The organism is Singulisphaera rosea, assembly GCF_054877945.1.
On record NZ_JBTYIP020000039.1, the window covers coordinates 1 to 25,098 of the forward strand.

Annotated in this window: 18 protein-coding genes; 12 read left to right on the plus strand and 6 right to left on the minus strand. The window is 66.7% G+C overall.

Annotation, left to right across the window (positions count from 1 at the left end; genetic code table 11):
- Positions 1-151 precede the first annotated feature (151 nt).
- Both ACYOEI_RS37050 and ACYOEI_RS37055 read left to right on the plus strand, forming a co-directional pair.
- Complete coding sequence (locus ACYOEI_RS37050) at positions 152-550, plus strand: DUF4190 domain-containing protein (RefSeq protein WP_462855448.1); 399 nt, start codon at positions 152-154, stop codon at positions 548-550.
- A gap of 394 nt (positions 551-944) precedes the next feature.
- Positions 945-1,916, plus strand: a complete 972-nt coding sequence (locus tag ACYOEI_RS37055; RefSeq protein WP_462855449.1) for a hypothetical protein — start codon at positions 945-947, stop codon at positions 1,914-1,916.
- Between the two features lie 48 nt (positions 1,917-1,964).
- On the opposite strand, the gene ACYOEI_RS37060 is transcribed toward ACYOEI_RS37055, so the two are convergent.
- The 4 genes from ACYOEI_RS37060 to ACYOEI_RS37075 all read right to left on the minus strand — a co-directional run bounded on the left by ACYOEI_RS37060 (position 1,965) and on the right by ACYOEI_RS37075 (position 5,467).
- Positions 1,965-3,317 carry a hypothetical protein gene (locus tag ACYOEI_RS37060; RefSeq protein ID WP_462855451.1) on the minus strand — a complete coding sequence of 451 codons (1,353 nt, stop codon included), beginning with the start codon at positions 3,315-3,317 and terminating at the stop codon, positions 1,965-1,967.
- A gap of 78 nt (positions 3,318-3,395) precedes the next feature.
- Positions 3,396-3,845, minus strand: coding sequence for a VOC family protein (locus ACYOEI_RS37065; RefSeq protein ID WP_462855453.1), 450 nt, complete (start codon positions 3,843-3,845; stop codon positions 3,396-3,398).
- 143 nt (positions 3,846-3,988) lie between these two features.
- Positions 3,989-4,438, minus strand: coding sequence for a hypothetical protein (locus tag ACYOEI_RS37070; RefSeq protein ID WP_462855454.1), 450 nt, complete (start codon positions 4,436-4,438; stop codon positions 3,989-3,991).
- A 12-nt stretch (positions 4,439-4,450) separates the two neighbouring features.
- Positions 4,451-5,467, minus strand: coding sequence for a DUF1559 family PulG-like putative transporter (locus ACYOEI_RS37075; RefSeq protein ID WP_462855455.1), 1,017 nt, complete (start codon positions 5,465-5,467; stop codon positions 4,451-4,453).
- 217 nt (positions 5,468-5,684) lie between these two features.
- On the opposite strand from ACYOEI_RS37075, the gene ACYOEI_RS37080 reads away from it, so the two are divergent.
- The 3 genes from ACYOEI_RS37080 (at position 5,685) to ACYOEI_RS37090 (ending at position 11,292) form a co-directional block, all read left to right on the plus strand.
- Positions 5,685-6,356, plus strand: coding sequence for a response regulator (locus tag ACYOEI_RS37080; protein ID WP_462855456.1), 672 nt, complete (start codon positions 5,685-5,687; stop codon positions 6,354-6,356).
- Between the two features lie 25 nt (positions 6,357-6,381).
- Positions 6,382-7,764, plus strand: a complete 1,383-nt coding sequence (locus tag ACYOEI_RS37085; protein WP_462855458.1) for a sensor histidine kinase — start codon at positions 6,382-6,384, stop codon at positions 7,762-7,764.
- A gap of 189 nt (positions 7,765-7,953) precedes the next feature.
- Entirely contained in the window at positions 7,954-11,292 is a 3,339-nt protein-coding gene (locus tag ACYOEI_RS37090; RefSeq protein WP_462855460.1) for a hybrid sensor histidine kinase/response regulator, read from the plus strand.
- 213 nt (positions 11,293-11,505) lie between these two features.
- Here the strand turns inward: ACYOEI_RS37090 and ACYOEI_RS37095 are convergent, their stop codons facing one another.
- Positions 11,506-12,714 carry a TlpA family protein disulfide reductase gene (locus tag ACYOEI_RS37095; protein ID WP_462855461.1) on the minus strand — a complete coding sequence of 403 codons (1,209 nt, stop codon included), beginning with the start codon at positions 12,712-12,714 and terminating at the stop codon, positions 11,506-11,508.
- 340 nt (positions 12,715-13,054) lie between these two features.
- Here ACYOEI_RS37095 and ACYOEI_RS37100 point away from each other — a divergent pair, with 340 nt between their 5' ends.
- From ACYOEI_RS37100 to ACYOEI_RS37125, 6 genes are all read left to right on the plus strand, one after another.
- Positions 13,055-14,449 carry an aldehyde dehydrogenase family protein gene (locus ACYOEI_RS37100; protein WP_462855463.1) on the plus strand — a complete coding sequence of 465 codons (1,395 nt, stop codon included), beginning with the start codon at positions 13,055-13,057 and terminating at the stop codon, positions 14,447-14,449.
- A gap of 552 nt (positions 14,450-15,001) precedes the next feature.
- Positions 15,002-15,577 carry a DUF1579 domain-containing protein gene (locus ACYOEI_RS37105; RefSeq protein WP_462855464.1) on the plus strand — a complete coding sequence of 192 codons (576 nt, stop codon included), beginning with the start codon at positions 15,002-15,004 and terminating at the stop codon, positions 15,575-15,577.
- A 389-nt stretch (positions 15,578-15,966) separates the two neighbouring features.
- Positions 15,967-19,149 (plus strand): DEAD/DEAH box helicase, encoded by a 3,183-nt coding sequence (locus ACYOEI_RS37110; RefSeq protein WP_462855465.1) that lies wholly within the window; start codon positions 15,967-15,969, stop codon positions 19,147-19,149.
- A 130-nt stretch (positions 19,150-19,279) separates the two neighbouring features.
- Complete coding sequence (locus ACYOEI_RS37115) at positions 19,280-20,221, plus strand: SWIM zinc finger family protein (RefSeq protein ID WP_462855466.1); 942 nt, start codon at positions 19,280-19,282, stop codon at positions 20,219-20,221.
- 221 nt (positions 20,222-20,442) lie between these two features.
- Positions 20,443-20,694, plus strand: a complete 252-nt coding sequence (locus ACYOEI_RS37120) for a DUF6582 domain-containing protein (protein ID WP_462855467.1) — start codon at positions 20,443-20,445, stop codon at positions 20,692-20,694.
- 49 nt (positions 20,695-20,743) lie between these two features.
- Positions 20,744-21,076: a rhodanese-like domain-containing protein gene (locus ACYOEI_RS37125; RefSeq protein ID WP_462855468.1), complete on the plus strand. Its 333-nt coding sequence runs from the start codon at positions 20,744-20,746 to the stop codon at positions 21,074-21,076.
- Between the two features lie 198 nt (positions 21,077-21,274).
- Here ACYOEI_RS37125 and ACYOEI_RS37130 read toward each other — a convergent pair whose 3' ends face one another.
- The gene (locus ACYOEI_RS37130) at positions 21,275-22,762 is read right to left on the minus strand and encodes a Gfo/Idh/MocA family protein (RefSeq protein WP_462855469.1); all 1,488 of its coding nucleotides are present in this window, start codon (positions 22,760-22,762) and stop codon (positions 21,275-21,277) included.
- A 253-nt stretch (positions 22,763-23,015) separates the two neighbouring features.
- On the opposite strand from ACYOEI_RS37130, the gene ACYOEI_RS37135 reads away from it, so the two are divergent.
- Complete coding sequence (locus ACYOEI_RS37135) at positions 23,016-25,082, plus strand: DEAD/DEAH box helicase (RefSeq protein ID WP_462855470.1); 2,067 nt, start codon at positions 23,016-23,018, stop codon at positions 25,080-25,082.
- The last annotated feature ends 16 nt before the right edge of the window (positions 25,083-25,098 follow it).

Here is a 25,098-nt window from a genome sequence, read left to right on the forward strand (position 1 = left end):
GGGTCGGAGCGCAGCGACGCCCCGGACCGCGGGTCGTCGACGAATCTGGGGCGTCGCTGCGCTCCGACCCGGCCACCCAGACCAACAGACCTCGCGCACCATCTGGCGGGCGCTCGGAGGGTTCCCCTAAAACTGTGGCAGGAGCGAGCACGTGCCCATCTCAATCGCGTGCGAGTGCGGGCGGCTCATCGAGATGCCGGAGGAGCACGCGGGGCTTCGCGTCGTCTGCCCAGCCTGCGGACGAGAATTGGCCGTGCCTGTGCTCGCATCGTCCTCGGGATCTGGGGCCGACGTGGAAAAACCGGCGGTCATGAGCGGCATGGCGATCGCCAGCCTCGCCATGGGCATGCTCTTCTTCTTCATGTGCGTGAGCGGGATCCCGGCGATCATCATGGGCTGCGTCGCCCTGCGCGACATCGGCCAGAGCCGCGGCCAGCTTCGTGGCCGTCGGTCGGCAATCGCCGGGATCGTCTTGGGGACGATCAGTTGCGTCCTCACCGTCCCCGTCTTTCTCGGTGTCGTCGCCAGCCTCAGAGAGATCTCTCGTTAGTGTAATTGGGAAAAATTTAATAGATTGTGAATGTGAAGATGCGTTTGGTGAATGTATGAATCTTGGACGCTTCGCCACGCATAGTGGCCACCCCGGCGGGGTGAATGCGGCGATGGTGGTCGCCTTGGTCCGCTGGTTCTCGTCGGGGATCGTCATCAAAGTCTGACGCGGTTTGTGGACTCTGGCCGGTGGGGAAACTGCCAAGGAGCCCGGTTGATGGTTTCGAGCCTGGATCGGCTTGAAGGATCCGTTGTGAGGAAGGTCCTGGTATCATGACGTCGATCGAAGGTTGGCCTTGCCTTCAAACGGGTTTGTCGCCTCTCCTCGACGAATGTTGGATTCGTGACGTTGCATCCTTCCCGCGTAGGGATTCGAGTGATCGAGGGAGGGGCTGATGGAGTCTCCGGCAGAGCTCGCGGCGCAGCGACTTGCCCGGGACCTGGGGTCCCGGGGATCGGTGGAGCTGCGCGTCCGCACGAAGATCACGAGGCATGAGCCGGAACCGTCGAAGGCCCAGGCGTTCGACACGATGGAAGAGTACTTCATCGAGGAGGCCGGGCGGAGGTTCTGCGAGGTCCGAAGTGTGCAGTCGGGGACGGTGGTCAACCGGTCGATTTACTATGGAGACGGGTCGAAGTATGCTTTCGTGGTTTACGACCCCAGAGACATCGAGTCGCAGCAAACCGTCTATTTGAATCGCAAGACCTGGATGGATGCGCCGGCCGGACGCGACCAACGCCCCCAACCCTTCCTCTTCCTGTCCGTGGGCCGAGAACCCTTGCCGCAGGCGTTGCCGAAGGCCCAGTACCTCGGCCATGGCGAGGTCATCGGCCGCGAGTGCGGCCTCTTCCTCTTTCGCAACGTCCGCTGGGCTCTCCCCCAGGATCAGGTCTTCTTCCTCGACAAGGAGACGGCCATCCCCCTGAAGGTCGAGTCGTATCGGGATCAAGCGGCCCGCGAGACGGGCGAGGCGATGGCCGTGTGGACGGCGACGTCGCTGGACGACGTCCGAGGCCATTCCGTCCCACTACATTCGACGCTGAACGCCCCCGGCCCGGAGGGCCGACCCCTGTTCACCTGGGATTATGCCGTCGAGTCGATCGAATTCGGGAAGGATTATCCGGCGTCGATGTTCTGGCCAACCCTCCAGCCCGGGGTCACCGTCTCCGACGCCAAGGCCGACAAGACCTATGCCGCCCCTGGCGTGAAGGCGGTTGCCACCACCCGCAAGGACGCTGTTCCCCCCGGTCGCCCGATCCAGGCGGTTCCGCCGTTGGAGTGGTCGACGATCACGACGAACTCGGCGTTCTGGCTGGGGTGCCTCTGTATCGCCACCGCGGTCGTCGCGTGGTGGCGTCGTCGTTGACGCATCCGTCCTTTCGCCCCGAGTGGATAGGATGATGCTCTGGGCCCCTCACTTCTTACGAATGAGTGCGATGGCGGCGTCGGCGAGTTGTCGGCCGGTCTCGGGGGCCATCTGGCTGGGGGGACCGAAGGTGCATTCGTAGCCGCCTCGGGCGAAGGCGGCCTCGTGGGGGATGTAGCCGAGCATCCCGTTGGCGTAGCAGACGACGAACGTGCGGACGGGCCAGGTGGCCTCCTTGATCCGCAGGCCGTGCTCGACGAACGACTCCGAAGGCTGCGAGGCGAGGGCCAGGTCGCCGATCCGGAAGACCTGGACCTCGCCGGTCTCATGTCCCTTGCGACGGATCATCGCGAGGATCTCGGGAATCTTGCGCTCGTAGTATCCCGGTTCGCCGAATCTCTGGGTCCCCGGGGATTTGCCCTGGATCTCGGCTTCGGTCGGCTCGCGGAACTTGAGCGAGACCGTGGTGGTCGCAGAGGAAAGTTCCGTCGGCGTTGTCCACTTCGCCCCGGCGAGCGCCTTCGACACGTCGTCGGCCAGGCCCACTCCCATCGCTTGCATCGACTTGGCGGGGGTCCCCTTGGCGTCGTCGTAGGAGATATTCCCCGCGGCCCCCTGGAGGAACAGGGTGACGGGGATCCCTCGCGCCTTCAACTCCCGGGCGACGACGCCGGGATAGCCCGCGCTGAAGAATGAGTCTCCGCCGTGGTGCGTCGGGTGGCAGGCGAAGTTCACGAGCGCGCCTCGGATCTCGCCCCCTTTCGCCCGGACGGCGAGGACGCCGACTTCGGGGTCGATCGGCCCCTCGAAGGCGAGTGCCAGGGGGTCCTTGAACGACCCGTGCGTACGGACCGTGCCGTCGCGCATGATGATCCTGCGGTTGAACGACAACTCCCACTCGAAGACGCTGGCGACCGCGACTTCGGACACCTCGAGCGCCTTGATGGCCCGCCCGACCGCGTTCGAGGCGCCGGCGACCATCACCCGGATCCAGTTCTCATCCCTGGGCAGGGCCTCGTTGATGACGGCGGGGCCGGCGTGGTTGTGCGTCGCGGTCACCATGACGCGGTCGGGGGCGATCTGGTGCTCTTTCTCGACCCTGCGCCGGATGGTCGCCGTGTCGTCGGCGCTCACCAGTGCGATGTCGAGCTGGATGATCGCGAGGGGACCCCCGACGCCCCGCTCGAACACCGCAGCGCGGGCGAAGAGGGGGTCGATCGCGGCGTCTCCCACGAGCTTGGTGTTCCACCCCTGCCTGGGCGTCCCGGGCGGAGGGGTGATGTCGACCTCGCCGAACCCCGCGCGGAAGGCCGCCGGGCCCTCCGCGGCCGGTGCTGTCGTGGTCGTCCCCAACGCCAGCCCGTACAGCAGTATCAACAACGAGCCCGGGAGTCGTCGCATAACGTCCTCGAGAAGGTGCGGCTTCACGGATCCAGCGATCCGAACATCCACCGAACCTAATCCGGAACCCGAGTCCTATCAACCCGGTGAGTCGGCCACCGGCTCGTCCCCACGGCCGTCTGTCAGGGGTTTCCCGATCTCCCAGTGGTGTCCGAAGGGGTCGACGATCCGTCCGAGTCGCCAGCCGTACTGGTTGTCGACGGGCCAGACGACGGAGGCGCCCGCCGCGACGGCTTGCTCGAAGGCGGCGTCGGGATTGTCAACGACCATCACCATCCGGACGGTGCCGCCGCCGAGCGTTTCGGGGCTGAAGTTCTGGTACTCGGGGGATTCGTCCGCGAGCCAGAACTCGGCGCCCCCCGCGGAGAGACGGGCGACGACGAATCCGTCCTCGCCGTCGATGCGTTCGAGCACGACAGCCCCGAAGGCCTCGCCGTAGAACGCGACGGCCCTGGCTCCGTTGCGGACCGAGAGCATCGGCGCGATCGACGTCTTCGGTCGGCCGGCATTGTTCGGGTCCTGGTTCAAGGACGTGCCCTCTTGCAACTCAAGGGTGTCTGCGATCGACGTGAGCGGATGACGGGGCGAGAGTGTACCACGGGTCGCGACGGCTACGACAGACGCGTCGCGACGCCCGGGGTGGGCCGGGCGTCGCGACGTGTTTACGACGTTCATTCGGTGGTCAGCCGTTCGACCTTGGGCGGATCGTCGTTGAAGCTCACCATGACCCGGATCGTCTTGGGGGTTGGTGGTGTCTTGGAGGCCGCCGATTTCCTGGAGCCGGTCTTGGGAGGCGGCGGCGTGGCCCGGAACTGATATTCGACCAGTCGGCCGCCGCTCGAGCCGACCGGCTGGGATTCGACGAATTCCGCCTGCCCTTTCAGGGCGGGGTGGGTCCGGGTGTAGTCGCGGAGGGAGGAGGAGCCCATGAGCGACTTGAACTCGACCGACGTGGTCTGCCAGGCCGGGTCGATCCGCCCGGCCCGGACCTCGTCCAGGAAGGCGGCCGCGACCTGCTTCCCTTCATCGTCCCGGGCGGCCGAAACCCCGCCGCACGAGATACCGACGCAGGCCAGGGCGATCGAGGCGAGTGCGAGCGAGGTTCGGCGTGCCTGGAACATGATTTCACTCCATTAGAATGAGTCTGCCGAGAGGACTTCGCCGCCCGCCCGGGTGCCGAGGCCTCGCCAGACGGTCAGGGCGATCGAATTCTTGATCGATCGGACCGAGCCGTCCATGAGCAGGGCGTTCAAGGCAGAGGGGTGGAACGACCGCGCGGTGATCGCCCCGTAGGTCGGCAACGTGATCGACTCGCCGTCGCGCATCGAGGTGAGGTCGACGTCGTAGAGCTGACCGCCCGAGGTGAAGCTGACCTTGGTGTTCGGGGTGAAGGTGGTGGTGATCCCGGTCTCGTGGACGTCCCCCTCGACCCACTCGGTGTGGCCGTTCGAGTCGAACGTCCCGGCGGAGAGGAAGCTGGACAGGGCGTCGGGCGTCATCGGGATGGGTGCCCCGACCGTGGCCGGGAGCTTGGTATCCCAGACGTTGGGCTGATACGCCTTGTTCTCGGTCACCGCCATGGTATTGCTCATCCCGTCGGTGTACACGGCGGCCGAATAGGACCGGTTGGGGGAGAAGGCGCCATCACCCGCGGTGTCGGAGGCCGGGTCGTAGGTGAACCAGCTCCCCTGGACGAACCCGTAGTTGGTCGGGTAGTAGGAGAGGGTCGCGGTCGGTCGCGCCCGGTCGTTGATCTCGCTCGGGCAGAGGTAGACTGCAACGCGGATGCCGGCGAGGGTCGGGACCTGGGTGAACTCGTTCTCGGACTGGAAATTGACCATGTTGTAGAGGTTGCCCTGCTCCAGGAACGGCAGGATCCGGGCGTGCGCCGACCAGGGCTGTGAGGTCCGGGTATGGGGCATCACCGACGCGGGCGGGAAGGCGTTGTTGGCCGAGAGGTAGTTGTGCAGGCCCAGGCCGATCTGCTTCAGGTTGTTCGTGCATTGGGCCCGTCGGGCCGCCTCGCGCGCCGCCTGGACGGCGGGGAGCAGGAGGCCGATCAGCACGGCGATGATCGCGATCACCACCAACAGCTCGATCAGGGTGAAGCCCCGCCGGCGCGGGCGAGCAACGGTTCGGGCGTCGGACATGGATCGTTTCCTTTGATGAAGGTCGAGATCTCGGGGCACAGGGTCTGCGGCGATCGTGGTGATCCGGTCGGATACCGGCCGAAGATCCTAGTCGCCCGACATTGCAGCAGCGTGGCCCGTAGATGACAGGGATGTAATATTCCGCCACGACCCGCCCGCCGGGCTTTAGAATGACCAAGGTTGGCCCGATTCCTTGGCCCGTGAAAGCGGCTCGCCGATGCGTGTGCTCGTCGTCGAAGACAACTCGGACATGGGCCCCTACCTCGAGCAAGGCCTGCGCGAGCATGGCTTCGCGGTCGACCTGGTGGCCGACGGCAAGCGGGGCCTCGACTACGCCTCGACGGGCACCTATGACCTGCTCATCCTCGACCGGATGCTCCCGGGCCGCGACGGCCTGGAGATCCTCCGCCGCCTCCGGGCGGCCAACATCCGCACGCCCGCCATCTTCCTCACGGCGAAGAACGCCGTGACCGACCGGGTCGAGGGACTGGACGCGGGGGCGGACGACTACCTGATCAAGCCTTTCTCCTTCGCCGAGCTGCTCGCGAGGATCCGGGTCGTGCTCCGGCGCGGGCCGGAGATCCTCCCCTCGGTCCTGCGGGTCGCCGACCTCGCGCTCGACCCGTCGACCCACGTGGCCGAGCGAGGGGGACAGCGGATCGAGCTCTCGGCCAAGCAGTTCGCCCTGCTCCACTACCTGATGCGCAACGCCGGGCAGGTGGTCAGCCGAGTGATGATTCAGGAACACGTTTGGAATTACGAATTTGATGGCCTGACGAACGTGGTGGACGTGCACATCAACCGGCTGCGGAACAAGGTGGACCGGGGATTCGACCGGCCGCTGATCCACACGCTCCGCGGGGTGGGCTATGTCCTTCGGGAGGACTAGGCCGCTCGGCCTGCGGACGCGGTTCATGCTCTGGTCGACGCTGGTGCTGGCGACGTCGCTGGCGGCCGGGTACGGCTGGGTGCATTACGGCCTGCGCCGGGTGCTGGACGTGAAGAACGTGGCGTTCCTCGACCGCAAGGCGGTGGAGCTGCTGGCGGGCGTCGCGCAGTACGGGCCCGGGGGGACGGCGGGGCTCGAGGCCGAGATCGGCCGCGAGGTCCTGGCCAACGAGCCGGAAGGGCTGATCGTCGTCGTCCGGAAGCCGGGGCGGCTCTTGGTCGCCCCGAGCACCGAGTCCGCCCGCCTGCTCGCGGAAGCCTCGGTGTCGCTCGGCCCCCCGACGTTGATCGACCTCCAGGGTGCCACGCAGCGTTTCCGCGTGCTGGCCACCGTCTTCCGGGAAGGCGAGCTGACGCTCGTGCTCGGGATGTCGCTGGCGGAGACGGAGGAGACGCTCGCCGCGTTCGACCGGCTCGTGGCCGGCGGGGCGCTCGTGTTCCTGGTCCTGGCCGCGGTCGGCGGCCTCTTCCTATCGAGGCAGGCCCTCCGCCCGGTGGCTGCGAGCATCGGGGCGGCGCGTCGGCTCGACCCCGAGAATCTCGCGGAGCGGCTCCCCTTGACCGGTGCCGGGGACGAGCTGGACGAGTTGGCCGCGACCATCAACGGCCTCCTCGACCGGCTCTCGGACTACCACGCCCAGATCATCCGCTTCACGGCCGACGCCTCGCACGAGCTCCGCAGCCCGCTCGCGGCGATGCGCGCGGCCGTCGAGGTCGCCCTCCAGCGGCCTCGGGCGCCGGAGGACTACCGCAACGTCCTCGCCTCGCTCGGCGACCAGTGCGAGCGGCTGACGGCCCTGGTCAACGGCCTCCTGCTCCTGGCCAGGGCCGACGCCGGCGAAGTCGCCATGCGCCGAGAGGAGGTCGACCTGGCGGATCTGGCCCGCGACGTCGCCGATCTGTTCGAGCCGCTGGCCGACGAGCGGGGGATCCGGCTCGTCGAGGAGGACGCCGGCCCGGTCATCGTGCCGGGCGACCCATCCCGGTTGCGGCAGCTCATCACCAACCTGGTGGACAACGCCATCCGGTTCACCGAGCCGGGGGGCCTGGTGACGGTCCGGGTCGAAGGGATGGGCGAGCGTGCGGCCCTCCGGGTATCGGACACCGGGATTGGCGTCTCCGGGGAGCACCTGCCCCATATCTTCGAGCGGTTCTACCAGGCCGACGTCGCGAGGACCACGGGGGGAGGGTTGGGGTTGAGCATCTGCCGGTGGATCGTCAAGGCCCATGGCGGCACGATCGAGGCCGCCTCGGGACGGTCCAAAGGGGCGGAATTCCTCGTGACGCTCCCCCTCCCTCGGGCGGTCGCGGCGGCCCCGAGGCCCGCGGAGGGGTCGCCGGGGCGTTGACCCGTCGAAGGCCCTCGGCCTCGATCTTGTTGGCCACGAGCCCTCTCCCCAGGCTCCTCGGGGTCGCTCGCGCCCTCGCCTTGTCGTCGGAGACTCCAGAGGCGATAAATAGGGCCTATCGGAGAAGGGCCCGGCTTGGCATCCCGCCCGGGCGTCTCGCATCGTGTCGGTGGAAGGGCGGTTCGCGTGATGAGGTTGTCGAGACGGGGCGCGGGGTCGGTCGGGAGTTACGGGATCGCGGTCGGGGCGGTGATGGCCGCCTTCGGGGCCACCTACGCGACCTGGCCCTTGCTCCAGCCGACACCCTGGGTACTCTTCTTCGCCGCGGTCATGGCCGGCGCCTGGTTCGGCAACATGGGGGCGAGCCTCTTCGGGACGGCCCTGGCTGCAGTCCTGGGGAACATCTACTTCATCGCCCCCTACGGCGCGGCCTCGACCGGCAAGGGCGGCTTGGTGGCGACCGGGACCTTCCTCGCCGTCTCTCTCTTCATCGGCGTCCTGGCCTCCGCCCGCCGACACTCGGACGCGTCCGAACGCGCCGAGCGGAGGCGGTTCCAGGCCACGATGCTCAGCATCGGTGACGCCGTCATCGCGACCGACGCCCGAGGGCAGGTCACATTCATGAACGGGGTCGCCGAGGAATTGACCGGCTGGTCGGCCGCTGCCGCGGGTGGGAGGCCTTTGGACGAGATCTTCGTCATCATCAGCGAGGAGACGAGAGCCGCGGTCGTCAGCCCGGTCGCGAAGGTCCTGGAGACAGGCCGGATCCAGGGGTTGGCGAACCACACCCTGCTCATCGCGCGGGACGGCACCGAACGGCCGATCGACGACAGTGCTTCGCCGATCCGAGACGACGCCGGGACGATCTCGGGAGTCGTCCTGGTCTTCCGCGACATCAGCGAGCAGAAGGGGGCCGAGTCCGACCGGGCCCGACTGGCGGCCATTGTCGAGTCGTCGGAGGACGCGATCATCGGCAAGACGCTCGACGGCGTCATCCGCTCCTGGAACGCGGGGGCCGAGCGCGTCTTCGGCTACTCCGCCGCCGAGGCCGTCGGGCAGCCCATCACCCTGATCGTCCCCCCCGACCGGCTGGGCGAAGAACGCGGCATCCTCGAGCGTCTCGGGCGCGGGGAGCGGATCGAGCACTTCGAGACCCTCCGGATGACCAAAGATGGTCGTCGGGTGGACATCTCCCTGACCGTCTCCCCGATCCGAGACGCGGCGGGGCGCGTCATCGGGGCGTCGAAGATCGCCCGGGACGTGACGGCCAGGAAGGCGGCCGAGGCCGAGCGGGCCCGACTGCTGGAAACCTTGGGCCTGGCGCTGGCCGCGGCCGAGCTCGGGACCTGGGAATGGGACGCGGCGACCGACACGGTCATCCTGTCCGATCGAGGGGCGGAGATCTACGGGGTCGAGCCCGGCCGGTCCCACGCCCGAGAGTGGATGCGAGGGTTCCTCCACCCCGACGACCGCGACCGGGCCCGGGACGCGGCCGCTCGGGCGGCCGGCGGCCACTCCGACTACGACATCGAATACCGCCTGGCCGAGTCGCCCGGCGTGGCACCGAGGTGGATCTTCGCCAGGGGCCGCGGGGAATACGGCCCGGACGGCCGGATGGCCCGTATGCTCGGCGTCGTGCAGGACATCTCGGCACGGAAGCGGGCCGAGGCCGACCTCCACCGCGATGCGCAGATCCTCGCCGGCGTACGCGACTCGGTCGTCCTCACCGACCCCGAAGGGGTCATCACGTACTGGAACGCGGGGGCGACGGAGCTCTTCGGCTGGTCCGCCGACGAGAGGCTCGGACGTCCTTATTCCGACCGCTTCCCCGAGTCCGAGCGGGCCTGGGCCGCCGAGCAGATCGTCGAGCGCGTCTCGGGCTCCGACTGGTCGGGGGAGTACCTGGATTACCGCAAAGATGGCTCCCGGGTCTGGATCGAGGCCCGGGTCGCCGCGATCACCGACCCCTCGGGCCACCCCGTGGGGGTCCTGGGGGTCTCCCATGACATCACCGAGCGGAAGGAAAACGAGGAGGCGCTGCGGGTCAGCGAGGCCCGGTTCCGCCTGACCGCCGACAACGCCCCGGTCCTCATCTGGCTCTCGGGCCCCGACCGGCACCGCGAATGGTTCAACCAACCCTGGCTCGCGTTCACCGGCCGGACGATCGAGCAGGAGCAAGGAGACGGCTGGTTCGAGGGCATCCACCCCGACGACCTCGAACGCTGCCGTCGCGTCGCCTCCGACGCCTTCGACGCCCGGCTCCCGTTCAAGGTCGATTACCGGCTCCGTCGCCACGACGGCCCGTATCGTTACGTCGTCGACAACGGCATCCCCCTGTACCGCCACGAGGGCGAGTTCACCGGTTACATCGGGTCGTGCGTCGATATCCAGGACCGGATCGCCGCCGAGGACGAACTCCGGGAGAACGACCGTCAGAAGGACGAGTTCCTCGCCATGCTCGCGCACGAGTTGCGCAACCCCCTCTCTGCGGTGGGCAACGCCGTCTCGTTGCTGAAGGTCTCCGACGCCCCGGAGCATATCTCCTTCGCGCGAAGCGTCATCGCCCGACAGATGCAGCACCTGACGAGGCTGATCGACGACCTCCTGGATGTCTCGCGAATTAGCCGGGGCAAGATTACCTTGCGCAAGGACTTGATCGAGGCGACTCCGATTCTCGACAGCGCGGCGGAATGCGTGGAATCCCTGGTCGAGGAGCGGAAGCACACGCTGGACGTCGCCATCGACCGCGGCCAGCTCTGGGTGGACGCCGACCCGACGAGGCTTGAGCAGGTCGTCGTCAACCTCCTCAATAACGCGGCGAAGTACAGCGAGAACGCCGGCCGGATCCGCCTGTCGGCCTTCAACGAGGGGGCCGAGGTCGTCATCCGCGTCGAGGACGAAGGGGTCGGCATCCCCCCCGAGAAGCTCCCGAAGATGTTCGAGCTGTTCGCGCAAGGAGACCGCTCGCTCGCCAGGAGCGAGGGGGGCCTCGGGATCGGCCTGACCGTGGTGAAGAATCTCGTCGAACTGCATGGCGGCACCGTGACGGCCCGGAGCGGAGGGCCGGGCCTCGGGAGCACGTTCACCATCCGCCTGCCCGCGGCAACCCGACCGGCGGTGGACTCCTCGACCGCCTCGCCGGCCCCACGATCACCGGAGCGCCGGGCGAAGATCCTCGTCGTCGACGACAACGAGGACACGGCGCGGGGGATGTCGAGGCTGCTGAAGCTCCTCGGGCACGACGTCGAGACGGCCTACTCCGGCCCCGAGGCGATCGAGGTTGCCCAGGGCTATCATCCCGAGTTCATCCTCCTCGACATCGGACTCCCCGGCATGGACGGCTACGAAGTCGCCTCGAGGATCCGACGGGAAGGATCCTGCAAGGACTCCGTGCTCATCGCCGTCTCCGGCTACGGCCAGGAAGACGACCGCCGCCGCTCTCGCGAGGCCGGCTTCGACCACCACTTGATCAAGCCCCTCGACCACGACGCCCTCCGGCAGTTGATCTCCGCGGGAGCCCGGCCTTGAATCCTTTTAGCCACGGATTGAACACGGATGAGATACGAAGAGTGGCAATCAACAAATAGTGCAGGTTAACACGATCTATTAAATCACAATTTTTTAAATAATAAATTTTAATATACGGAAATTTGTGCCATATACTGATTGAGTCTTTTTCATCCGTGTTCAATCCTTGGCTAAAGACACCAACCACCCGACATCGGCCAACCAGGCCGGGCATCATCCATCACGTCCCGATTCCGACAGCAGGGCGTCGATCGCCCGGTCGAGGTCTTTGTCGCGAACGTCGATATAACGGATGCGGCCCGAGGCGTCGAGGACGTAGGTCGTCGGGTAGTGATCGACGTTGTATCGTCTCTGGATCGGTCCGTCGAACCCCTCGTCCCAGAACGAGGGCCAAACCATTCGCTCGTCGCGGGCGGCCGACTTGGCCTTCTCCCGGTTGGTGGCCTCGTCGGCGTTGATCCCGATCAGGGCGAAGGGCTTCCCGGCCATCCTCCGGACGAGCTCGCGTTCGTGGGGGACCATGGCCATGCAAGGGCCGCACCACGTTGCCCAGAAGCAGAGGACGACCACTTTGCCTCGGTGGTCCTTGAGGTTGAGCGGCTTGCCATCGAGGTCCTCGCCGACGATGTCCGGGGCCACCTTGCCCACGCGCAACCCGGGGATGTTGTCGATGCGGGCCACCTCGGCCTTGGCCTTGTCGGCGAGCCGGAACGACCCGTCGACCGAGGTCACGTCTGGGTAGTCGTTCACCACCCTCTCGAAATACCCTCGGGCTTCCGCCAGCAGGCGGTCCTCCTCGGGGCCGTTCAGCGACCGCCCCGAGATCGTCGCCTTGCGGAAGGCCCACTGGGTCTTCGTCATCATCTGTTCCAGATCCGCGTCGGTCGCCTTGGTCGTCGAGGTGATCTCCCGATGGAGTTGGCTCGAATACTGGCCGAGCGCGTAGGTTGCCCTACCGCGGAGCCTGCGGTCGGGACTCTCGGTCGCGAGTTGACTGAGCAACCGCCTCGAGGAATCGGTCATCCTGCCACTGAGGTCGACGCAGAGACGCCCCATCCGGGAGTCGTTGAGAAAGTGCTTGCGGACGATCTCCAGGACGCCGTCGTCGTAGTTGCCCGCCAGCAGCAAGAGACCATCGAACGACGCCGGGTCGGCCGGGTGGTCTCGGACCAGGGTGATGACTTGCTCGGCGATCCGCTCCCAGTCTCGCGCATGCTGACCGATGATCGTCCTGATCTCCTTCGAGCCCCCCTTGGCCCCGGCCTTTCTCGCCGTGGTGAGGTCCGCCGAGAGCCGCTGATCCCGGGCTTCGAATCCCTGTTTCAACTCCGCGATCCGACCGGCGATCGTCCCATCGACACCGGCCCCATCGTCGACCGCCGGGCGATCAACGCCGGCATGTCCCTCGAGGCTAATCTCCATGGTGATAATGGTTGTAATTGTAAAGATAATTGCGTGAATAATTTTCATGGAAATATCGTTCTGTCGTGGCTTCGCGGGGTCCGGAACCCAGCCCCCTGCTCCTCCGGCGAAAGCTGGGCTTCGATGTGTATGGTACAAGTGTCGGACTTTCGGCGCCAAGAGTGCCGGCTGGCACGTGATCATCGTGAGGGTTGGGGATTGGGTCGATTTGCGATGGCGATCGTCTCGACTGGTTCGATTCCTCGGCGGCCCGCACTCGGTATGATTGGGAAAGAGGAACGGCACACCCGCGATCGTGGGGGCCGTCGTCGAGGGGCGAGCTCGTATTTATGAGGTGGACATGTCTTCGGAATCGTCGGGCCGAGGAGACGCGATCGCGGAGAAGGTGGCGAAGGCTCGTGCCTGTTTCAAGTCCGGGCACACGCGGCCGGCGTCGTGGCGGCGCTCGCAGCTCGAGGCGCTGAAGCGCCTGCTGAAGGACGGGGAGTCGGCGCTCTTCGAGGCGATGTGGGCCGACCTCCGCAAGCCCAAGCTCGAGGGCTACATGTCCGAGGTCGGCTTCGTGGCCTCGGAGGTCGTCGACGCGCTTCGGCATCTCGCGCGCTGGATGGCCCCCGAGCGGAAGCACACGCCGCTCCTGGCCCAGCCCGGCCGCTCCTGGACGACCCACGACCCGCTCGGGGTCGTCCTCGTCATCGGCGCGTGGAACTACCCCGTCCAACTCCTCCTGGCACCCCTGGTCGGCGCCCTGGCGGGCGGCAACGCGGCCGTCTTGAAGCCCTCGGAGCTGGCGCCGCACACCTCCGCGGCGCTCACCGAGCTCGTGTCGCGCCACCTCGACCCCGAGGCGATCATGGTCGTCGAAGGGGGGGCCGACGAGACGCAGGCGCTCCTCGACCAGCGCTTCGACCTCATCTTCTTCACCGGCGGTGCCCGCGTCGGGAGGATCATCCTTGAGAAGGCCGCCAGGTTCCTCACGCCGGTCGTGCTCGAACTCGGAGGAAAATCCCCCTGCCTGGTCGACCGGGACGCGTCGCTCGAGGTCGCTGCCCGGCGGATCGCCTGGGGCCGGTTCAGCAACTCCGGGCAGACCTGCGTCTCGCCCGACTACGTCCTCGTGCATGAGTCGGTCGAACGCGAGCTACTCGAGCATCTGAGCAAGGCCGTCACGGCCTTCTACGGCGACGATCCCAAGGCCAGCCCGGACTACGGCAGGATCGTCAACGACCGCAACTTCGAGAGGCTCGCGAAGCTCCTCGGTGACGGAGAACTCGTCTGCGGCGGCCAGGCCGATGCTCCCGAACGCTACATCGCGCCGACGATCCTCCGCGGCGTCTCGCCCGACGCACCGGTGATGCAGGAAGAGATCTTCGGCCCGATCTTGCCCGTGCTGACCGTCGCGAGCATGGACGAGGCGATCGCGTTCGTGAACGATCGCCCCTCGCCGCTTGCGCTCTACGTGTTCTCGAACGACTCGACGACCCAGCACGAGGTCATCGACCGGACGAGCTCGGGGAACGTCTGCGTCAACGACGTGCTGATGCACATGATCGTGCCCGAGCTCCCCTTCGGCGGCGTCGGCGAGAGCGGCATGGGCCACTACCACGGCCACTGGAGCTTCGAGACGTTCACCCACAAGAAAGGTGTGCTCTCCAAGTCGACCCACCTCGACCTCCCCCAACGCTATCCCCCCTACACCGAGGGGCACCTACGTTTGCTGAAGTTGGTCGACTGAAGCGATGGATGTGAAGTCGTCTCGGGTCCATGGAGCGGTAGAGCTTATGATCCTGCCCTGAACCGGACATCCGGACATCGGCTTCCCTCGGTTGGGGACTCAAACCATGCGGAAAAGCCGGGGGAAATGAAGGGCCGAAGCCGAAAGCGGACACAATCCGGACGGATTCGGTGAATCGCATGAGCGGCCTCGAGCTGATTCATTCGACGCTGGAATGTCGCTTTGATTAATTGAAATAATGTTGACATTGGGATATTATTAGGGCGACTGAATGGCTTGTCGTCCGCTCCCGATGACAGTCTGCCTCGAATCGGAGTCGGGTCGACCCCTCGAAGCGGTCATGCATCCCACGACTCGACCTTCGCATCCCGATCGCCTTCCAATGGCACCTGGATCATGGCCCCGCCGTTCGGGGCGACGAACCTGCGCCGACGCCGCGAGTTGCCCTCGTTTTCGAGGGTCGGATTCGCCGATATTCCTCTGGACATGAAGGGGTCAGGCGTACATACTCCGGTTGTGGCGATCTGGTCTTACGTACAGTAGGGATGGGTGATGACCATGCGAATGTCGTTCTTGAGCCTTTGCGTCGTCGGTGCTGTCGTGGTGGGGTCATTCGCGAGCGCCCAGGACGAGCCTCCGATTCCGACACCGACGGCCGAGCACAAGATCCTCGCCGCCGAGGAGGGGACCTGGGACGGTGTCGTCAAGTGTTATCCGAACGGGCCCGAGTCCGAGCCGATGGTTGCCAAGGGAGTCGAAATCAAGTCCGTGGTGCTGGGAGGGCTGTGGGTCGTCTCGACGTTCCGCACGGAGCTTGGCGGCGCGACGTTCGAGGGACGCGGTCAGTTCGGGTTCGACACGACCCGGAAGAAATATGTCGGCACCTGGATCGACTCGATGGACACCGCCCTTTGCGTCCTCGAGGGGTCTTACGACGCCAAGACCAAGACGTTGAGCTTCAAGGGGGACGCCGTCTGTCCCAAGGACGGCTCGAAGCTTCACCAGCGAATGGTGACCACGATCAAGGATGACGGGAGCCGCGAGTTCAACCTGTACATGACCGGCACCCCCACGGGGGGCAAGGAAGCTCTGGTCATGCAGATCCTGTACACCCAGAGGTGGAAGTGAGGGACTCCTCGCCGAAGTCCACCTGACCCTGTTCGGTCGACTTGGCCGGAGGCTCATCACAAGGCATTGAGAATCCCGGGAGGGCCCGAGAAGGGTCGTACTTTCGGGATTCTCCCTTTGCGCCTTTGTGGTGAGGAATTCGCGGGAGGGCGCTCGGCGATCGACGAAGAGCGTCGAAGAGTCGGGATCCTGTGAGGGGCGTTGACAACGAGCGGGGGCGTCGTGCGGAGAATCTGGCGTGTTTGAGGATATTGCTGTCCTGTGCTCGATCAGGCGGCTGAACGAACTATCGTCCGTCCGTCCCTCGTGGTGAAATGGTGGGAGTCGTCGCCCGTGGCTCGCGCGGAGGGCCGAGGGTGCCGGGCCGTTGACCGGGTTAAACACCACTGATGATCATCTTGCATGGGGCCTTCTTCGAAGGCCGGCTCGTCCTCTGGGGTGAGGCGTCGAAAGACTCCTCGGGACGTCGACCGAAGGGCGTCCGGGCGAAGGGGTATGCCGCCGAGGTCCACCCGTTCGACGCGGGGGCGTCGGCGATGTCGGATGCGTTGTCGGGGGCCCTGCCCGAGTTCTCGGCCCACCCCGGCGAATTCGAGGGGAAGGTCGTCTGGCTTCCTTCGACCGATGCTGGGCCGGTGGCTTCGAGCCCTCTCATCGCCGAATCGCCGGGTTCGGGGACGCGGGTCCGGATCGTCCCCTGGGACGTCGCGGCCCTCGGCCTCGACGCGGATCGAGCGATCGCCTTGCTCGCGGCGAGCGGGGGGCGCACGACGCTGGCGCCCGGGCTCGTCGTCGGGAAAGACCTGGAGTTCTGGTCGGCGGCCCTGCGGTTTGCGGGGTCGCTGGTGGTGCGCCAGCAGTTCCTCCCCGGCCTGGAGCGGGTCGACGGGGCGTACCGGGCGCGCTGGGAGCCGGTCCTCAACGGGACCGACCCCCAGCGGCTCGCCCAGCTCGCGAAGGCGTTGCCGTCGTCGGGACGAGCGCTAACCCGGCAGGCGTTCGGCGGGCCTCCCACGACCCCGTCCTCGGTCGTGGTCTTGGATTTCGTCGGCGCGATCGTCGATCACCTCGTCCGCACCTCGACCCGGCCCGTCGAAACCGAGCGGTCGGTCAGTCGGGCGACGTCGAAGCGAAAGATGATCGCGACGTCGAAGCGGAAGCCCGCCGCGAGGAAGGCCAGTAGTTTCGACAGTCTCGACGACTACTGGGTCCACGCCCTGGAGTCGCCAAGCGGCCTGATGGACGGCGACGAGGCGGGGCTCACCCGCCTCGAGGACCAGGTCCGACGTTGGCGACGGCCGATCGCGGTCGCGGCGGAGGCGCCGTTCCGGCTCGGCTTCCGGCTCGAAGAGCCTGAGGTCGACGAGGAGAGCCCGAGCAGGGGGGCCGGGCGAAGCCTTTGGACGGTCCGCTACTTGCTCCAGGCGGCCGACGACCCGAGCCTGCTCGTGCCCGTGGCCGAGGCGTGGAACCCTCGGGGGCGTCAGGCGCAGTTGCTCCAGCGTGGCGGCTTCCAACCTCGCGAGGCGCTCCTGGCGGGCCTCGGGGAGGCGGCGAAGATCAGCCCGAAGGTCGAGGAGAGCCTGAAGTCGGCCACCCCCGGCGGGTTCATGCTCGACGCGACCGAGGCGCACGATTTCCTCACGCAGAAGGCCTGGCTGCTCGAACAGGCGGGGTTCGCCGTCTTCCTCCCCGCGTGGTGGTCCCGAAAGGGGACCAAGCTCATGCTCGCGGCCAAGGCCGTGGTCAAGACTCCCAAGCTTGGCAGCTCCAGCGGGCTCACGCTCGATAAGATCCTGAACTTCGAGTGGAAGGTCGCCCTCGGCGACGAGACGCTCACCCAGGCCGAGCTGCGGGCTCTGGCCAGGCAGAAGTCGCCGCTGGTCCGATTCCGTGGGCAGTGGGTCCAGCTCAGCGCCGAGGAGATCCAGGCGGCGCTCGACTTCTGGAAGAAGAAGGGCGAGGCGGTCCCGGCGCGGCAGGCGCTCCGGATGGCGCTCGGGATGGGCCAGGCCCCGGGGGGACTCGCGTTCGAGGGGGTCGAGGCAACCGGTTGGTTCGCCGACCTCCTGGGGCAACTCCAGGGACGCGACGGCTTCGAGATGCTCGAGGTCCCCAAGGACTTCCGAGGGTCACTCCGTCCCTACCAGGCCCGCGGATACTCCTGGCTCGGGTTCCTCAAGCGTTGGGGCTTCGGCGCCTGCCTTGCCGACGACATGGGGTTAGGAAAAACCGTGCAGACCCTCGCGATGGTCGAGCGAGACTGGGAGGCCGATCCCAACAAGCGACGCCCGACGCTCCTGGTCTGCCCGATGTCGGTCGTCGGCAACTGGCAGAAGGAGGCGGCGAAGTTCACCCCCAAGCTCCCCGTGATGGTCCACCACGGCTTGGAGAGGACGAAGGGGGCCGCGTTCAAGAAGGAGGCGATGAAGCACGCGCTGGTGCTCTCGAGCTTCTCGCTCTTGCACCGCGACTTCGATCTCCTCAAGGCCGTCCCCTGGTCGGGCGTCATCCTCGACGAGGCGCAGAACATCAAGAACCCGGAGACGAAGCAGTCGAAGGCGGCGCGGGCCCTGGCGGCCGACTACCGCGTCGCGCTGACCGGGACCCCGGTGGAGAACCACGTGGGCGACCTCTGGTCGATCATGGAGTTCCTGAACCCGGGGCACCTCGGCACCCAGGCCGAGTTCAAGCGGAGCTTCCACATCCCGATCCAGGTGAACCGCGACCCCGAGGCCGCCAAGCAACTCCAGCGACTCAGCGGCCCGTTCATCCTCCGCCGGCTCAAGACCGACAAGTCGATCATCGCCGACCTCCCCGACAAGCAGGAGATGAAGGTCTACTGCACCCTGACCAAGGAGCAGGCCTCGCTCTACGAGGCCGTCGTCGCCCAGGCCTCCGAGGACCTCGACACCTCCGAGGGCATCAGGAAGAAGGGGGTCGTCCTCGCGACGCTCTCGAAGCTCAAGCAGGTTTGCAACCATCCCGCACAGTTCCTCGGCGACAACTCGGCGATCCCCGGCCGCTCGGGCAAGCTCGCGCGTTTGACCGAGATGCTCGACGAGGCCCTCTCCGCGGGAGATCGAGCCCTGGTCTTCTCGCAGTTCGCCGAGATGGGCGAGATCCTCCGCCGGCATCTCCAGGAGACCTTCGGGCGCGAGGTCCTGTTCCTCCACGGCGGGACCTCCAAGAAGCAACGCGACGTCATGGTCGAGCGGTTCCAGGACCCGAGCGACGATGCGCCCCCGATCTTCGTCCTCTCGCTGAAGGCCGGCGGCACGGGTTTGAACCTGACCCGAGCGAACCACGTCTTCCACTTCGACCGCTGGTGGAACCCGGCCGTCGAGAACCAGGCGACCGACCGCGCCTTCCGGATCGGCCAGACCCGCAACGTCCAGGTCCACAAATTCCTCTGCGTCGGCACACTCGAAGAGAAGATCGACGAGATGATCGAGACCAAGCAGGAGGTTGCCGGATCCGTCGTCGGCTCCGGCGAAGACTGGCTCACCAAGCTCTCCACCGCCGAGCTCAAAGACCTGTTCAAGCTCCGACGCGAGGCCCTCGGAGAATGACGTCCTCGGAGGCCGGCGGCCAATCTGCACCTCGAGGATACACGAGCGATGTGGGCTCGATAGAATGGATGTTGCCGACTCGGACCTCGGTAGGCGAGCCGTTGGTCGATTCCGAAGGGGGGACGTCCGAATGTGGGGATCCTGGGATTTCAAGCCTTCGAAGCCGAGGCAGGCCAAGGGGGGGATCAAGGCCCAGTCGAAGCGCGGGGAGTTCGGGACGAGTTGGTGGGCGAAGCGCTGGATCGGGGTCCTCGAAGGGTTCGATATCGGCTCGAGGTTGACCCGCGGCAAGACGTACGCTCGACAGGGGCAGGTCCTCTCGATCGAGATCGAGAAGGGCTGGGTGCGCGCCAGGGTGCAGGGATCGCGGCCGCAGCCGTACGAGGTCGCGATCCAATGCAAGATGCTCTCGGCCGACGACTGGTCGAAGGTCGCCGACATCCTTTCGGGCCAGGCCCTCTACGCGGCGAAACTCCTCTCGGGCGAGATGCCCCAGGACATCGAGCAAGTCTTCAAGGATGCGGGCTTGTCGCTCTTTCCCAAGAAGCTTGGCGACCTGACCACGAAATGCTCGTGCCCCGACTGGTCCAACCCCTGCAAGCACATCGCGGCGGTTTATTACCTGCTCGGCGAGGAGTTCGATCGCGACCCGTTCCTCATCTTCACCCTCCGGGGGATGACCCGCGACGAACTGTTCGCGCGGCTCGATCGGGCCGGTGGGGGTGGGATTTCGGATCGGCCGCCGGTGGCCTCGACGGCCGTGCCGATTGCTCCGGAACCCCTGGCCGCGGACCTCGCCGCATTCTGGGGGGGTGGCAAACTCGGCGACGACCCCGCAGGCGCGGTCGAGCCCCCGCCCGTCTCTGCCGCCCTGCCCAGGAGACTGGGCGGGTTCCCGTTCTGGCGAGGGGCCTCCCCCCTGCTCGACGCCATCGAGCCGACCTACGCCCATGCCGCGCCCCGAGGCCTCGAGTTGATCCTCCGCCAGGACAGCGCATCGACCACCTCCGCTTCAGATTCTGCCCCCGCCTCCGCTCCTGACGCCGGCCCGCCCTCGCGTCGGAAGAAATGAGCCGAGGGCTCCCAGGTCCTCGGCGCTCGCACGCTCCCGGCTCCACGCCCCCACACGTCTCCGGATACGACTGGCATCGAGATTGCTTGAATTCTTCCGATAGGCCGGGACACCGTCGGCCCGGCCCTTTTCGGCCTCCAGGCTCGGCCTCCTGAGGGCGGCCTGGGCGGGAACGCCGGGCCGCCCGTCGCGACTGCGCCGGTCTTCGGGGGAGTTTTGATATGAGTAACAAAATCCATCGACGTGATGACGTCAACCCCGAACGCGGGGAGCACGAATACGGCGACGTGACGTTCGCCGACCCGGTCAACAACAAGTACCCGATCGACACGCCGGAGCACATCCGCGCGGCGTGGAGCTATATCAACCACGCCGACAACGCGGCCAAGTATTCGAAGGCGGAGGTCGAGACCATCAAGGGTCGCATCACGCGCGCGGCGAAGTCGCACGGCGTCGAGATCGAAGCCAAGTGACGGGATCACCTCCGGCCGGTCGCAACGCCCTCATCTCGAAGGGGGAACGATGGAATCGAATCCGATGACCCCGGCGCAAATCCAGGAGATGCTCGAACGGGGCGAGCCGATCACCTTCCTCGACGACCGGAGCCCGAAGGCCTGGAAGGCCTCGGAATATGAGCTCCCCGGCGCGATCCGCGTCCCCGCCGACGGGGTCGACGCGAGCCTCGACCAAATCCCTCGTGATCGCATCCTCATCGCCTACGGCGACGGCCCCGGCGAAGAGTCGTCGAGCCAGGTGACGCAGGCACTCCTGGCGAAGGGCTGGAAGGATGTCCGCCCCCTGCTCGGCGGGTTCGCGGCCTGGCAGGAGGGGGGATACCCGATCGAGGAGCGTTGAGCGGCTGCCCCGAAACCCGATGTTTTCTTGAACATCGGGTTTCTGACCCAAGTGATGCCGACAACCCCTCACGGGGTGTCGTCGTGGACGGTCACAGAAACCCGGTTTTGAAGAAAAAACCGGGTTTCGAGACATGTTTGAAACCTGGCTCGTGCGTCCCCGGCAAGGCGAGGGCCGGGGTCTCGACGGCCGGACGGGTCAGGCGATCGTGTCGGGGACGGTGTAGGGCTTGCGATACTCGCGGGTCAGCAGCTTGTTGGCGTCGGGCGCGTCGACGAACGTCTCGGACTTGCCGTCGAAGTGGAGCTTGCGGCCGACCCGGTAGGTCAGGCCGTCGAGCTTCAGGGCGTTGTCGAGGCCGAGGTGCTCCTCCATCCTGGCAAGGGTCCAGTACGCTTCCTTGTCGTCGCCGAAGCACTTGGTCGCCGAGTCGAACGGGGTCGTCTCTCCGAGCCGGTACGAGATGTTGGCGAGGTGGCAGAGGGCGCTCGAGTAGTGGCCCTTGAGGATGTCGGCGTTCAGGTCGGTCGACTTCCGGCTCCGGACGGCCTCGATGAAGTTCGCGAAGTGGTTGTTCCCCGGCCCGAGCTTGGCTTCGACCTTGGGCAGGGGTTCGGGCTTCTTATTCCCCTTGGGATAGAAGCTGTTCCCCGCGATCGTCCCTTCTTCGAGGTGGGCGATGTTTCCGACTTTCTCGCCGTGGAAGGTGTCGGTCGCGAGGCCCCGGACCTCGAAGATGAGCTGGGTGTCGCCATAGTCGAAGACGGTGACCTGGCTGTTGGCGGTCTCCCCCTGGTCGGCGTAGCCGAACCGGCCGCCGACGCTGATGACGCTCTTGGGGAAGGTGGCGTCGGGGATCAGCCAGCGTGCCTTGTCCATCTCGTGGACGCCCTGGTTGCCGATGTCGCCGTTGCCGAAGTCCCAGAACCAGTGCCAGTTGTAATGCACGAGGTTGGCGTGGAACGGTTGCTTGGGCGCGGGGCCGGTCCAGATGTCGAAGTCGAGGCCGTCCGGCGGGCTGGTGATCGGCTTGTTCCCGATACTGGGGCGGGGCTTGTAGCAGAGCCCTCGGGAGACGAGGAGCTTGCCGTACTTGCCCGACTTGACGAGCTCGGCGACCTGGGCCCACTGCTCGCTCGACCGCCCTTGCGTCCCGTGCTGGACGATCCGGTCATACTTCCGCGCCGCGTCGACGGCGACCCGGCCTTCGTGGATGTTGTGGCTGCACGGCTTCTCGACGTACACGTCCTTGCCGGCCTGGCAGGCCCAGATCGTCATCAAGGCGTGCCAGTGGTTCGGCGTGGCGATGGAGATCGCGTCGATGTCCTTGTCGTCGAGGGCGTGGCGGACGTCCTGGACCGTCTTGGGCGAGGGGTTCGCCCCTTTCGTCTGGAGCTTGATGAGGGCTTGGGGGGCGAGGTAGGTCTTGGTGTCGGGGTCGATCAGATAGGCGATCTCGACCCCTTTCATGCCCGCGAACTGCTGGACGTGCTCCATCCCCCGGCCGTGGAGCCCGGCGATCCCGATGCGGACCGTGTCGTTGGCCCCGATGATCCGTCCCGAGGACTTGGTCCCCCCGATGGCGAATTGCCCTAGTCCGGAGAAGACGCCAGGAGTAGTCCCGGCGGCGAACGCCGCGGTAGCGAGCGAGCGGCCCAAGAAGCTGCGGCGACTCTGGTTCGACATCAACCCCTCCTGAGGGTTCGGGACGGTTCGGGCGGAGGTCCGGAGACAATACCCGAGATTATGACGACCCTTGTCCCCGATTCCCAAGAGAATCCCCGCCGGTTGACTTGATTCGGCGTCTTGCCGGCGTGTTGAGATGGCCTCGACGTGATCTCCCAGGGGAGAAGCGTCCGCGAATCGGGTCGGCAACGGCGTGTTAGAGTTGGAAGTTGCGTGGAGAGTGGTCGCCATCGGTTGGGACGCGAATGTGTCGATGAGCCAATCCAAGGCGGGTGATTCGACGGTGTCATTGGAGCCCGGCGACCGGTTCGAGGTCACCAGGGATGGGATCTCCCCTCGCCTGAAACTCCCCGCGGTCTTCGGGCCGTCGGGGTTTGCGATCGACCGGCTCGAGGACCGAGAGGGGCGTCCGCTGGAGATCGCGGCGTCCTCCGCAACCCGACTGCTGGAGGTCCCGGCGATCGGTGCGGTCCCCGGACGTGCCGGCGAGGTGCTCTGGCTCGAGTACCAGGCGCCCGGCCGCTATCGCCTCGACGTCGAGCCGAAGCCGGGCTGGAACGAGGCGGAGCTGACCACCGAACAGGGGGTCCGCGTCGTCTTCGACCCGGACGACGGGTCGGTGATTGTCGGCGGCTCCTCGTCGAGCCTGGGGGAATTCGACCTGGCGCAGCAGGCGGCGTTCCTGGCCACGCACGCCGGGTTCGACCGGCTCATCGCGCTGCCGATGGTGCGCGACATCGAACTCCTCGAGCACCAGATCCGCACGGCCAAGACGGTCCTGCGGCGGTTCCGGGGCCGGGCGCTCTTGTGCGACGAGGTCGGGCTGGGGAAGACGATCGAGGCGGGGCTGATCCTCTCGGAGCTCGTGGTGCGGGGGCTCGTGCGGTCGGTCCTCGTCCTCGTGCCCCCCTCGCTGATCGAGCAGTGGCAGGGGGAGATGCGCCGGAAGTTCTCGATCGAGCTGACGAGCCACGACGACCCCGCCTTCCGCGAGCGCGGCCCGGCGGCCTGGGGCGAGTTCGACCGCGTGATCGCCTCGATCCACACGGCCAAGCGCGAGCCGCACCGCTCGGCGATCCTCGCCAGGCGCTGGGACCTGGTGATCATCGACGAGGCCCACCACCTCCGCAATCGGACCACCCAGGCCTGGAAGTTCGCCAGCGAGCTCCAGAAGCAGTTCATCCTCCTGCTCACGGCGACGCCCGTCCAGAACAACCTGGAAGAGCTCTTCAACCTCGTCACGCTCCTGGAGCCGGGCCTCCTGAGCACGGCCAAGCGGTTCCAGCGCCAGTTCGTCGACCGCCGGGACAAGCTCACCCCGCGCAACGTCGACGAGCTGCACGGCCTACTGGCCGAGGTGATGGTCCGCAACCGCCGGAGCACGGTCGGGCTCCAGTTCACCCGGCGTTGGGCGAAGACGGAGCTGGTGCTCCCCTCGGCCGAGGAGCGGGCCCTCTACGCCGACGTGACGAGCTTCGTCCGGGGCCAGCTCCGCTCGGCCAAGGAGTCGGGGCCGTTGAACCGGATGGCCCTGGTCTCGCTCCAGATGGCCCTGGGGAGCTCGAGCCAGGCGGCGTCGGGGACGCTCCGCAAGATCGCCGAGAATCCCAAGCTCGCCGGGGACGACCGCAAGCATCTCCAGTCCCTCGCCGACCGGGCGGCCGCGTTGTCGGAGAGCACGAAGGTCGACTTCTTGCTCCGGCTCGTCTCAGAATTTCCTGATAAGATGGTCGTCTTCACCCAGTTCCTCGCGACGCAGGAGATGCTCCGAAGGCGCCTCGCGGGGGCTGGGCACGACGTCGCGGTCTTCCACGGCGGCCTCTCCCGCCTCGAGAAAGAGGCGGCGATCACGCGGTTCCGGGGCCCCGCGCGGCTCCTGCTCTGCACCGAGGCCGGCAGCGAGGGGCGGAACCTCCAGTTCGCCCACGCCATCTGCAACTTCGACCTCCCCTGGAACCCGATGAAGATCGAGCAGCGGATCGGCCGCTTGAGTCGGATCGGCCAGACCCGAGATGTTCACGTCTTCAACCTCGTCGCCGCGGGGACCGTCGAGGCCTCGGTACTCCACCTCCTCGAGGCCAAGCTCAACATGTTCGAGCTCGTCATCGGCGAGATCGACATGATCCTCGGCAACCTCGAGGACGACCGCGAGTTCCAGGACATGGTGACCGACCTCTGGGCCGAATCCGAGGACACGGACGACTTCGCCAAGCGGATCGATGAGCTCGGCGACCGTCTCCTCGACGCCAAGCAGGCCTATCTCCAGCAGCGGACCCACGACGACAAGCTCTTCGGCAACCGGTTTGCTCCCGACCAGTGAACTCCGCCGGGCCGGG

What these genes read in the sequence shown, in the direction of transcription:
- ACYOEI_RS37055 (WP_462855449.1), top strand. Translation starts at nt 945, where the DNA reads ATGGAGTCTCCGGCAGAGCTCGCGGCGCAGCGACTTGCCCGGGACCTG.
- ACYOEI_RS37060 (WP_462855451.1), bottom strand. Translation starts at nt 3,317, where the DNA reads ATGCGACGACTCCCGGGCTCGTTGTTGATACTGCTGTACGGGCTGGCG.
- ACYOEI_RS37070 (WP_462855454.1), bottom strand. Translation starts at nt 4,438, where the DNA reads ATGTTCCAGGCACGCCGAACCTCGCTCGCACTCGCCTCGATCGCCCTG.
- ACYOEI_RS37075 (WP_462855455.1), bottom strand. Translation starts at nt 5,467, where the DNA reads ATGTCCGACGCCCGAACCGTTGCTCGCCCGCGCCGGCGGGGCTTCACC.
- ACYOEI_RS37080 (WP_462855456.1), top strand. Translation starts at nt 5,685, where the DNA reads ATGCGTGTGCTCGTCGTCGAAGACAACTCGGACATGGGCCCCTACCTC.
- ACYOEI_RS37085 (WP_462855458.1), top strand. Translation starts at nt 6,382, where the DNA reads ATGCTCTGGTCGACGCTGGTGCTGGCGACGTCGCTGGCGGCCGGGTAC.
- ACYOEI_RS37090 (WP_462855460.1), top strand. Translation starts at nt 7,954, where the DNA reads ATGAGGTTGTCGAGACGGGGCGCGGGGTCGGTCGGGAGTTACGGGATC.
- ACYOEI_RS37095 (WP_462855461.1), bottom strand. Translation starts at nt 12,714, where the DNA reads ATGGAGATTAGCCTCGAGGGACATGCCGGCGTTGATCGCCCGGCGGTC.
- ACYOEI_RS37100 (WP_462855463.1), top strand. Translation starts at nt 13,055, where the DNA reads ATGTCTTCGGAATCGTCGGGCCGAGGAGACGCGATCGCGGAGAAGGTG.
- ACYOEI_RS37105 (WP_462855464.1), top strand. Translation starts at nt 15,002, where the DNA reads ATGACCATGCGAATGTCGTTCTTGAGCCTTTGCGTCGTCGGTGCTGTC.
- ACYOEI_RS37110 (WP_462855465.1), top strand. Translation starts at nt 15,967, where the DNA reads ATGATCATCTTGCATGGGGCCTTCTTCGAAGGCCGGCTCGTCCTCTGG.
- ACYOEI_RS37115 (WP_462855466.1), top strand. Translation starts at nt 19,280, where the DNA reads ATGTGGGGATCCTGGGATTTCAAGCCTTCGAAGCCGAGGCAGGCCAAG.
- ACYOEI_RS37120 (WP_462855467.1), top strand. Translation starts at nt 20,443, where the DNA reads ATGAGTAACAAAATCCATCGACGTGATGACGTCAACCCCGAACGCGGG.
- ACYOEI_RS37125 (WP_462855468.1), top strand. Translation starts at nt 20,744, where the DNA reads ATGGAATCGAATCCGATGACCCCGGCGCAAATCCAGGAGATGCTCGAA.
- ACYOEI_RS37130 (WP_462855469.1), bottom strand. Translation starts at nt 22,762, where the DNA reads ATGTCGAACCAGAGTCGCCGCAGCTTCTTGGGCCGCTCGCTCGCTACC.
- ACYOEI_RS37135 (WP_462855470.1), top strand. Translation starts at nt 23,016, where the DNA reads ATGAGCCAATCCAAGGCGGGTGATTCGACGGTGTCATTGGAGCCCGGC.